The sequence below is a fragment of the Actinoallomurus acaciae genome, from assembly GCF_042429965.1.
Taxonomy (GTDB): domain Bacteria; phylum Actinomycetota; class Actinomycetes; order Streptosporangiales; family Streptosporangiaceae; genus Actinoallomurus; species Actinoallomurus acaciae.
In genome coordinates, this window is record NZ_JBHLZP010000371.1 from 1 (window position 1) to 8,211 (window position 8,211).

7 protein-coding genes are annotated in these 8,211 nt (G+C 73.2%); 2 read left to right on the forward strand and 5 right to left on the reverse strand.

Annotated features, from left to right (window positions below):
• Positions 1 to 9: 9 nt before the first annotated feature.
• The 3 genes from bar to ACFFNX_RS34840 form a co-directional block, all read right to left on the reverse strand.
• On the reverse strand, positions 10 to 1,116 hold the full coding sequence (gene bar, locus ACFFNX_RS34830) for a barbiturase (RefSeq protein WP_378210172.1): 1,107 nt from the start codon (positions 1,114 to 1,116) through the stop codon (positions 10 to 12).
• Between the two features lie 11 nt (positions 1,117 to 1,127).
• Complete coding sequence (locus ACFFNX_RS34835) at positions 1,128 to 2,075, reverse strand: carbamate kinase (protein WP_378210173.1); 948 nt, start codon at positions 2,073 to 2,075, stop codon at positions 1,128 to 1,130.
• A gap of 117 nt (positions 2,076 to 2,192) precedes the next feature.
• On the reverse strand, positions 2,193 to 3,365 hold the full coding sequence (locus ACFFNX_RS34840) for a pyridoxal phosphate-dependent aminotransferase (protein ID WP_378210174.1): 1,173 nt from the start codon (positions 3,363 to 3,365) through the stop codon (positions 2,193 to 2,195).
• Between the two features lie 144 nt (positions 3,366 to 3,509).
• Between ACFFNX_RS34840 and ACFFNX_RS34845 the strand changes: the two genes are divergently transcribed.
• A complete protein-coding gene (locus tag ACFFNX_RS34845) occupies positions 3,510 to 4,304 on the forward strand; it encodes a carbon-nitrogen hydrolase family protein (protein WP_378210175.1) in 795 nt (264 codons plus the stop codon).
• Here ACFFNX_RS34845 and ACFFNX_RS34850 read toward each other — a convergent pair.
• Positions 4,240 to 5,625: an APC family permease gene (locus ACFFNX_RS34850; RefSeq protein ID WP_378210176.1), complete on the reverse strand. Its 1,386-nt coding sequence runs from the start codon at positions 5,623 to 5,625 to the stop codon at positions 4,240 to 4,242. The genes ACFFNX_RS34845 and ACFFNX_RS34850 overlap by 65 nt on opposite strands.
• Positions 5,626 to 5,776: 151 nt before the next feature.
• The gene (locus ACFFNX_RS34855) at positions 5,777 to 6,952 is read right to left on the reverse strand and encodes a CaiB/BaiF CoA transferase family protein (protein ID WP_378210177.1); all 1,176 of its coding nucleotides are present in this window, start codon (positions 6,950 to 6,952) and stop codon (positions 5,777 to 5,779) included.
• A gap of 150 nt (positions 6,953 to 7,102) precedes the next feature.
• Between ACFFNX_RS34855 and ACFFNX_RS34860 the strand changes: the two genes are divergently transcribed.
• The coding region (locus ACFFNX_RS34860) for a hypothetical protein (RefSeq protein WP_378210178.1) at positions 7,103 to 8,211 on the forward strand (1,109 nt) is incomplete at its 3' end.

Sequence of the window (8,211 nt, forward strand, 5' to 3'; positions counted from 1 at the left end):
GCCCGCGGCTCAGCCGAGGTCGGAGATCGCCGCGGCCGGGCCGCCGCCCGAGGGGCCCTGGTGCACGGCGGCCACCGAGACGAACGCGGCCGGGTCGCCCGTCACCGAGGCGGCGACGCCGCCGACGCACGCCTTGATCTGGCGGTGCCAGTGCACGTCGGAGTCGTCGAGCATGATGTTGCGGCGCCCGCGCACCGACCCGCTCGGGTCCGCCTCGCACTTGAGGAACACGTTGACGAGCCGGCCGTCCAGGTCGCTGTGGTGCGGGCGTTCGGGCAGGTCGATGCCGGAGGCGCGGATCGCCGCCCAGATGCCGTCGGCGTCCAGGGCGTCCTTCATCACGCTGTGGCCGATGCGGTAGCGGCCGCCGATGCCGCGGACGTTGCCGACCACGACGATCTGGGCCCGGTCGAGCTCGACTCCGGAGGAGCAGGAGGCGACCGAGGAGTACAGCGACAGGTCCTTGTGGATCCGCTCCGCCTCCGGCATCTCGATCTCTCCGAGGGCGACGGCGATGCCGAGCGCGGTCGTGGAGTTGGAGATGTCCATGGACTTCAGCGTGTCCTCGGTGACGACGTCGTGGCCGCGCCGCTTGGCGTCGTTGATCGTGTCCAGGGTGAGCAGGGGCGTCTTGGTCTGCACGTAGTGGACGTCGGCGGCGTCCTGGATGCCGGCCGCCTTCATGGCGTCGCGTACGCCGCCGGCGACCTTCTCCACCATGGCCGGGCGGCCGATGTCCTCGGGCAGGATCACCTCGCTCATGGCGACGCCGACCGAGACGCGGGGCTCGTCGGTCACCGGCGCCGAGGACGGGTCGGCGGTCGCGAAGATCGTCGCGTGCGGGCTGAGCACCCCGTCCGTGCCGCCGGACCACACGAGCGGCACCTGGGCGACCTCCTCCGGCGTACGGCGGCCCCGGGCGACGAGCACCCCGCGGAACGCCCGGTCGGCGAGGATGCGCGTGTAGTCGTTGACGCCGCCGTTGCCCTCGGTCTTGCCGATGACGGCGAGGACGCGATCGGCCTCGATCACACCGTCGTCGATCAGCCGGGCCAGCCCCGACGCGTCCGTGACGCTCTCGATGGCGACCTTGCGTACCTCAATCGGGTCCGGCATGTCCTCACCCTTCACAACTCGATGACTGTTCCGGCCTTGCCGTCCGCGGCGTCGCCGATGTGCTCCAGCGATGTGATCGCCGCCCGTTCTCCGCCCGCCTCGACGAAGCGCACCGCCGCCTCGACCTTCGGGCCCATGCTGCCCCCGGCGAACTCCCCCTCGGCCGCGTACGCCCGCAGCCGGGCCGCCGTCGTACGCCGGATGGGCCGCTCGTCCGGGGTGCCGTACCCGGTCATGGCGTACTCGACGTTCGTGGCGATGACCATGGTCGTGGCGGAGACGTGGCGGGCCAGCAGCTGCGCGGCGAGGTCCTTGTCGATGACCGCCTCGACCCCGCGGAGACCGCCGTCGGCGCGGACCACCGGAACGCCGCCGCCTCCGGCCGCCACGACGATGAACCCCGCCGCGAGCAGGGCGTCCACGGCGGGCGCGTCGATGATCTCCCGTGGTTCCGGCGAGGCGACGACCCGGCGCCAGCCCTTGGCCCCGAACGAGCGCCAGGTCTCGCCGTGCGCGCGGCCCCGGTCGGCCTCGTGGACGGGGAAGTAGCGGCCGACCGGCTTCTCCGGGGCGTCGAAGCCCGGGTCGGCGGCGTCCACCAGGGTCCGGGTCGCCACGACGGCCACCGGCCGGTCCACGCCGCGTTCGGCCAGGGCGCGGTCCAGCGCGTTGAGCAGGAGGACGCCGATGGTCGCCTGGGTCTGCGCGCCGCACCAGTCGAGGGGCACGGGCGGCACCACGCCGGCAGCGAGCTGGTTCTTGATCAGCAGGTTGCCGACCTGGGGCCCGTTGCCGTGGGTCAAAACGACCTGTGCGCCGCCGGCGACCAGGTCCGCGACCGGCCCGACGGCCGCCTCCACGGCGCGCCGCTGGGCGTCCGGTGTGGCGTCGCCGTCCGGCCCCGTCATCGCGTTGCCGCCGAGGGCGATGAGGACGCGCTCGCCGTTCGCGGTGGTCACGAAGGCGAACCTAGTCTCTGTCCTGCGGTGTGCTCATGGGCAGAGTATGCCCAGCGAGCGCGCGTCCTTTGTCAGGTGTGAGCGTACGAGGTCGTGCGGCGGCCGCCCACCCGGTGCTCAGGAGGCCACGCGGGACAGGCGCGCGGCCGCGTCGGCGATCACCTCGTCGCGCTTGCAGAAGGCGAACCGGACGTACGGGTCGCCGGCGTCGGAGTCGTAGAACACCTGCGCGGGGATGGCGACGACGCCGGCCCGCTCGTGCAGGACCCGGCAGAACTCCAGCCCGTCGGTGAACCCGAACGGGCGTACGTCGGCCTGGACGAAGTAGGTGCCCTGGGTGCGCAGCGGGGTCAGTCCGGCCGCCTGGATGCCGGCGGTGAGCCGGTCGCGCTTGGACTGCAGCGAGGCCCGCTGCGCCTCGACCCAGTCGAGCTCGGCGCCCAGCCCGTACGCGACCGCCCGCTGGTAGGGGGCGCTGCAGGTGAAGGTCAGGAACTGCTTGACGGTCTGCACGGCGCGGACGAGGTGCGGCGGCGCGGTGATCCAGCCGGTCTTCCAGCCGGTGACCGAGAACGTCTTGCCGGCCGAGGAGATCGCCACCGTGCGTTCGCGCATGCCGGGCAGCGTGGCGATCGGCACGTGCTCGGCGCCGTCGAAGGTCAGGTACTCGTACACCTCGTCGGTGACGGCGACGAGGTCGTGCTCGCGGCAGACGTCCGCGATGATCTCCAGCTCCGCGCGGGAGAACACGGTGCCGGTGGGGTTGTGCGGGGAGTTGAGCAGGATCAGCCGGGTATGCGGGGTGACGGCGGCGCGCAGCTCGGCGGGGTCGAAGGTGAACCGGTCGCCGTCGGGCCGCAGCGTGACGGGGCGGCGCACGGCCCCGGCCAGCGCGATGATCGCGGCGTAGGAGTCGTAGTACGGCTCGAACAGGACGACCTCGTCGCCGGTCTCGCAGAGCGCCAGGAGCGTCGCGGCGATCGCCTCGGTCGCGCCGACGGTGACGAGCACCTCGTCCGCGGGGTCGTAGGTCAGGCCGTAACGGCCGGAGCGCTGGGCGGCCACGGCCTCCCTGAGCTCGGGCACGCCGGGTCCGGGCGGGTACTGGTTCGCGCCGCCGCGGATCGCCTCGACGGCGGTCTCCAGCAGCTTGGCCGGGCCGTCGGTGTCGGGGAATCCCTGGCCGAGGTTGATCGCGCCCGTACGGACCGCCAGGGCGGTCATCTCGGCGAACACGGTGGTGCCGAAGCCCCGCATCCGGGCCACCAGCGGATCGATGTTGACCGTCACGCGGCTCAGGGTAACAACGCGGACGGGACGACCCCGGGCGCTACGTCCGGTCTGTGCCACAGTGGAGCGAGCGAGGAGGGCGAGCGAGCGGTGAGCACCAGGCCGGCGCGCGGCGCCGATCCTCCCCCGGGAAAGGAGTCCGCGATGCGCGTGGCGCTGTGCCAGATCACGATCGGCGACGACCCGAAGGAGAACCTGGAACGCGCCCGCGAGGCCCTGGCCTCGGCGGCGGACGCGGACCTGGCGATCCTCCCGGAGGCGGCGCTGGTCCGCTTCGGCGGCGACCTGGCCTCGATGGCCGAGCCGCTCGACGGCCCGTGGGTGACGGGCCTGGCCGAGGCGGCGCGTGAGCACGGCACCGCGGTGATCGCGGGCGTGTTCGAGCCGGCGTCCCCCGGCCGGGTCTACAACACGGCGGTGGCCATCGACGCGTCCGGCGCGCTCGTGGGCTCCTACCGCAAGATCCACCTGTTCGACGCCTTCCACGACCGCGAGTCGGAGTTCGTCGACGCGGGCGACGCGCCGGTGGTGGTCGAGCTGTGCGGCACGCGGATCGGCCTGATCACCTGCTACGACGTGCGTTTCCCCGAGCTGGCGCGGGCGCTGGTGGACGCGGGCGCGGAGATGTTCGCGGTGATCGCGGCCTGGGCGCAGGGGCCGTTCAAGGAGGAGCACTGGGTGACGATGGTCCGCGCCCGCGCGATCGAGAACACCACGTGGGTGGCCGCCGTGGGCAAGGCCCCGGACCGTACGGCCCCGCCGAGGGGGCGTCCGGGCGGCGTGGGCCGCAGCATGCTGGTGGACCCGATGGGCGTGGTCCAGGCGGACCTGGGCCCGTCCCCGTCCGTACGGCTCGCCGAGATCGACCTGAGCCTCACCGACCAGGTACGGAAGGTGCTCCCGTCCCTGTCCCACCGGCGTCCCGACCTGCTGGGCTGAGGGAGGCCTTCTCCCGGCGGCCGACGGCGAAGACGACGGCGCCCGCCACCAGCCAGCCGGCGGCGACGAGCTTGGCCAGAGTGGTCGCGGAGACCATGATCCAGACGGACACCGCGGCGCCGAGGGCCGGGACGGCCAGGTGCGGGACCCACCGGCGGCTGCCGCGGCGGATGACGTAGTAGCCGACCACCGAGACGTGCAGGAGGGTGAAGGCGGCCAGGGCGCCCATGTTGACGATCGACACGAGCACGTCCAGACCGTCCGCGCGGCGGGCCGCCCACACCGACACGACGAGGCTGACCGCGGCCGTCGTCAGCAGGGCGGCGCGCGGCACCTGCGAGCGGCCGTCCACCGCCGCCAGGGCCTTCGGCAGGCCCCGGTCGCGCGCCATGCCGTACAGCAGGCGGGAGGCCGCCGCCACGGCCGCCATCGCCGTGAACGCCGGGCCGATGCCCTTGACCACGGCGAACGCCCGCTGCATCCACACGCCGACCGCCGTTCGCGTCATCGTGTAGAAGGCGGTGCCCTGCTCGGCCGGCACCTGGGCGAGGTGGCGCGGGCTCACCGGCATGAGCAGCCCGGCGAGGTAGGTCTGCACGACGAACAGCAGGCCGGCGACGGCCAGGCAGAACAGCACCGCGCGCCCGACCTGGCGCTCGTCGCCGGTGTTCTCCTCGGCGAACGAGGCGATCGCGTCGAAGCCGAGGAAGGACAGCACCGCGACCGAGACGGCCCCCATCACCGCGGCCGTGGTGGTGCCGCCGGCGCCCAGGGCCGGTGAGGTCCACGGGCGGGCGGGGCCGTCCATGACCAGTACGACGGTCGCCGCGACGACGAACACCGCCAGCAGCACGATCTCCACCACGAGCACCACGAAGCCCACCCGCGCGGCCAGCCGTACGCCGAAGAGGTTGAGCAGCGTGGTCGAGACGAACGCGATCGCGGTGAACACCCAGGCCGGCACCGAGGGCACCAGCGAGTGCAGCGCGATACCGCAGAACAGGTAGCCGACCGCGGGGATCAGCAGGTAGTCCAGCATCGCCAGCCAGCCGGCCGCGAACCCGGCGGGCCGCCCGATGCCGATGCCGGCGTAGGCGTACACCGATCCGGCGTGCGGCACCTGCCGCGACATCTGCGCGTACGACACCGCCGTGAACGCCATCGCGAGCGTCGCCACCAGGTAGACGAGGGCGACGGAGCCGTGGCTCCTGGCGTCGAGGACGCCGAAGACGCCCACCGGCGCCAGCGGCCCGATGAACAGCAGCCCGTAGACGATCAAGTCCTTGGAGGACAGGCTGCGGCGGAGCGCCTGCGACTCCATCCAACTCCCCCGATCTGAGACAAAAGCGCAGGTCAGGAATCTACCTGCTCCCGCCGAGTGGGGACGTCGACCGGCGGACCGGTGGGGGCCGTGGGGCCGCTGAGTCACCCGTTCCGGGGCGGATGGGCGCCGGGGGACGGTACGCCGCGGGTCAGGAGTCCACCTCGTCCAGCCAGGCGAGGACGTCGTCGGTGTGCTCGCCCAGCCGCGGAGGCGCGGTGTGCTCGCGCGGCGGCACCCCCTCGAAGCGCAGCGACGGGCCGGGCAGCTCGATGCGGCCGAGCTCGGGATGTTCCACGTCGATGACGAGCCCCTGCGACCGGGTCTGGTCCCACTCGTAGACCTCGTCGATGGAGCGGATCGCCCCGGCGGGGACGCCGACCTCGGCGAGCCGGGCCAGCCAGTGCTCCCGCGTCTCGCTCGTCAGCGCCTTCTCGATCAGGACGCCCAGCTCGCCGCGGTTGCGGGACCGGTCGGCCCCGGTCGCGAAGCGCGGATCGTCCGGGTCGATCTCCACGACCGGCGCGAACCTCCTCCACAGCCCCTGGTTGGCGACACCCACCTGGATCAGGCCGTCGGCGCACCGGTAGCTGCCGTACGGGGCGATCGAGGGGTGGTCGTTGCCGATCGCCCGCGGCACCTCGCCCGCGACCGTCCACCGGGTGGCCTGGTAGGCGTGCGCGCCGACGACGGAGGCCAGCAGGGAGGTGCGGACCACCCGGCCGCGCCCGGTGCGGGTGCGCTCGTACAGCGCGGCGACGATGCCGTACGCGCCGTTCACGCCGGCGAGGATGTCGCAGATCGACAGGCCCATCTTGGTCGGCTGGTCGGGCGCGGGCCCCGTGACGCTCATGATCCCGGCCTCGCCCTGCACGATCGCGTCGTAGCCGGGCCGCCCGCCCTCGGGGCCGTCGTGCCCGAACCCGGAGATCGACAGGATGACCAGGGCCGGATTGATCTCGTGCATCCGCTCGAAGGAGAACCCGAGCCGGTCCAGGACCCCGGTGCGGAAGTTCTCGGCGAGGACGTCGGCGTGCCGGATCAGCCGGATGAGCGTCTCCTTGCCCTCCTCGGACTTCAGGTCGAGGGTGATCGACTCCTTGTTCCGGTTGCAGGACAGGAAGTACGTGCTGACGCCGGGGTCCACGCCCTCCCGCCCGGGCGCGGTGGCGAACGGCGGCCCCCACTGCCGCGTCTCGTCGCCGGTGCCCGGCTGCTCGACCTTGATCACACGCGCGCCGAGGTCGGCGAGCATCATCGTCGCGTGCGGCCCGGACAGGACGCGGGTGAGGTCGAGCACCACGATGCCGTCGAGTGGACCGTTCATCAGATGAGGCCTCCGTGATCGAGTGAATGCCTACCGGCAGTATGGACGCCGCCCCCGCGAGGGCCGCTGTGACGCGCCTCACTCCCTTCGAACGATGATTCGTGGGGGTGTTTCGTGGTCTGTCGGGCGGCTGCCCTACGGTTTCCCGGCATGAACGCCCGACGGCCCGACGAGAACGCCCTGACCCTTCCGTCCGCGTGGAAACAGCGCCGGCATCCGCGACGCGACGATTCGCCGGCCCCCACGGTGTACGGGGGCACGCGGCGCAGGCTCATCTCGCCCGAGACCCGTGCCGAGATCGAGCAGGCACTGCACGGCCGGGGCTCCGATCCCGAGCTGGCCGAGCGGGGGCTCGCCCACCTCCAGGGTGCCCCGGACCCGCTGGGCGCCGCGGTGGTCGCGTCGATCAGTGTCCATCGGTCCGTCGGAGGGGTCGCCTGGCCCTTCGCCGACGCCTGGGTCGCCGACCACGGCCTGCCGTTCGCCGCCTGCGCGTACGCCGAGTTCGGTTCCGCCGCCGTCGACCGGGACTCCGGCACCGGGGAGCTCCGCGTGGTCTCCGCCTCACGGTACGGCCGGCACACACACGCCTGGTGGCGGGACGACGCCGCGTCGTGGAGGCTCCGCACCCGGCTGGCCATCGCCGACGACGAGGTCTACGCGGAGACCGTGGAGCGGCTCGCGGGCCGCCGGCGCGACCCCGGCCAGCGGGCCGTCGTCTCGTACCTGGTGCCCGACCGGCGCGACTGGGTGGACGAGTGCTGCGCCGCCCCGCCGGATGATCCGATCAAGTGGACGCTGCTGCTCGCGCTGAGCTCCGGCGATCAGCTCGCCGCGCTCGGCGACTGGATGCCGCCGCGGTGGTGGGAGTTCCCCACGGGCGCCGTCGCCACCATGGTCGACGGGCTCGGTCCGGCGATGGCACCGCTGCTGATCGATGCCCTGGACCAGGACCTCTCCGTGCCCGAGACCCGCACGATGCTCAACGCGCTCGCCCTGCTGCCGTCGGACGAGGCGTTCCGGGCCCTGGTGGACCGCGTCGGCCGCAGGTACGTCCAGCCCGCGCTGCTCGGCGCGATGAAACGCTTCCCGATCCGCGCGATGCGGCTGCTCGCCCCCGCGACCCGCGGGTCGACGCGCGCGGCCGAGCTCACCCGCGAGCTGCTCGCCGGGCACCTGCTGGCCGCTCCGGCGCGTACGGAGGCCGCACTGCCGGACCTGCCCCCGGACGCCCGTGCCGTCATCGCGTCGCTCACCGC